Here is a 2,267-nt window from a genome sequence, read left to right as displayed (position 1 = left end):
TCAGCGGGTCCAGCCAGCTCACCACCACGTTGTGCTGAAAACCTGGAATGGTGCGCACCCGGTCGGTTGTTTCGTTGGCCAGAGGGAACTCAATGTCAGACGGCAGTGTATCTGTGGCGTAGGCATGGACGAGGGCCTTGACCCAATCGGCCGCGTTCGTAGCATCTGGGTTCTGATTGGTGACAAGCGAAATGGCGATGAGAGAGGAAAGGGCAGGCGTGGCCGTTTCGTGGCCGGCCGTGGTCGGGGGTGGCTGATTGAGAAGAAAGCCAAACAACATAGCCGCGAGCAAGCAGGTTGACAACTGTCTCATTTTTGTTCATTTGGCGTGCAACAACCGGCTGCCGCAGGCAAAGCGAAGGAGCCTACCCGTCCATAACGATTCGGAACCGCGCCTGCCGGCATATACACCCTCTTCATTCCGAAATTTATCCTCATAAAAGAGAAAAGGAACACCAGGCCTATACTCAGAATATCCATCACGAACCTCTGAACGACGCGGGGCACTCCAGTTCTCGGCTCCGGGTATCCACGAAGACATGTGTACGAGAAGCAGTAGGATGAAGAACCAATCGGCGCTGCAGGGAAGGCCGCGCCGCCCGTGGCGCGTAAGCCATCTGGATGAGTTCACTGCGAAAACCGCAAAGAACACGAAGGACGCGAAGGTTCTCCAGAGAAAATCTTTGCGCTCTTTGCGTTCTTCATGGTTCAGAAAGGCCTTTTTGCAGGAGACTCATCTGGATGAAATTCGAACGGCGATGGCGAACATTCCAATGGCTTGGGCGCCCTGGGCAATCCACCATGCCTGAAGTCTTCGGTTGCGTATATCAAGGATAGCCATGGTGAGGCCGAGCGCCGCAAACAGGATCGCCAATACCGTGGCCCAGTCTCTGCGGTTCATGTTTTTTCGCCCATTTGAATACGGTCGAATCGGCAAGTTCCCTCGTCATTTAATTTTAGTCTTACTGTCTGCATTCTCAGGCGAAACGCAGAAGATGGCCGCCACTGCCACTGTGGTGCCAATATCAACTGCACCCTGCGCCACAATTTGGCCTATTCCAGCGGAATTTGCCTCTGCAAACCACCAGATTAAAAGATGGATTGCAGGAATCAGAGACACTATCAAGCCGGTCAGACATGACTGCCCTTGGCTTATCGGTCTCTTCTCCCGAAGGCTGGACCGACCGTGTAGGAGTTTCAGAACAACTATAAGCATCCCGATCGTACTGCCACTTCCTGATGTGCGCCACCACTCTTGTAAACCAATGTGCCAAATCTGAAAAAGAGCACCACTTAGCAGCACGAACAGAGCGCAAGCAAGTACAATGTCCCATAGTCGAGAGTGCCAAAGATCTTTCCCGGTAGTCACCCCAAGCCATCCTTTCTTAAGCTTTCAGCACGATCAGACTGCAAACCTCCGACAACGAGCGATGCCGTCAAGGAACAAATCAACTTGAAATTTGGAGGGAACTCAAGTGTACCCAAACCGCTAGTGAATACTTCTTCCTTCGTTGGTAGCCGATTTCTCCATGACAGCACCGCGTCTTTCACTGATCAGAAAGTCCAATGTTGTCGCAAGGCCGGTCCCAGAGCCAAGACAATGAGCATCCGTCTGGAGATGTCCTGTTCCGTGGAAACCAGTGAAGAATATCGATCTAGCTACCGGACACTTTGACGAAAGGTGGCGGCCATTGCCTCCCTGATGCTGGTATGATTAGAAGAGACAACCCCAATCAGCATCAGGAGGGGAGAAAATGACCGCCACCCGACTTTATCATACCATGATGGCGAAGTTGAAGGAGATGCGGCCACATGAGCGGGTGACTCGGCTGCGCAATCTGAGCTGGCTGATGGTGGGAATTTTCCTGAGCCGCAGCGTTCACCTGCATCGGGCGGCCGCCAAGATGCCCGGCCAGGCATTGAGCCTGAGCAAGGAGAGACGGCTGCGGCGATTCGTACACAACCGGGCCGTCCGGGTACGGGACTGGTATGAGCCCATGGCCCGGGCGTTGCTGATGGCAGCCCACTGCAGCAGCGGTGTGGTCCGTCTCATCCTGGATGCCACCAAGGTGGGTACTGGCCATCAGTGGCTGGTGGTGGCCCTGGCCTATCGACGCCGGGCCTTGCCCATTGCCTGGACCTGGGTGCCCTATGCCAAGGGCCACAGCAAGGCCCGGGTCCAGTGCGCTCTCCTGGCCTACGTGCGCCGCTTGATGCCCGCAGGGGCCCAAGTGGAGGTGGTGGGCGACAGCGAGTTCGGCTCGGCC

The 2,267-nt window shown here is 55.4% G+C and carries 3 protein-coding genes; 1 reads left to right on the top strand and 2 read right to left on the bottom strand.

Annotated elements, in window-relative coordinates:
* Together D6694_15520 and D6694_15515 are read right to left on the bottom strand one after the other, a co-directional pair.
* The coding region (locus D6694_15520; protein ID RMH33544.1) for a hypothetical protein at nt 1–280 on the bottom strand (280 nt) is incomplete at its 3' end.
* 666 nt (nt 281–946) lie between these two features.
* Nucleotides 947–1,369, bottom strand: coding sequence for a hypothetical protein (locus D6694_15515; GenBank protein ID RMH33543.1), 423 nt, complete (start codon nt 1,367–1,369; stop codon nt 947–949).
* Between the two features lie 385 nt (nt 1,370–1,754).
* Between D6694_15515 and D6694_15510 the strand changes: the two genes are divergently transcribed.
* On the top strand, nt 1,755–2,267 hold a 513-nt coding region (locus D6694_15510), incomplete at its 3' end, for a hypothetical protein (protein ID RMH33542.1).

This window comes from Gammaproteobacteria bacterium (genome assembly GCA_003696665.1).
GTDB lineage: Bacteria > Pseudomonadota > Gammaproteobacteria > Enterobacterales.
This window is presented reverse-complemented; position numbering and strand designations above follow the sequence as displayed.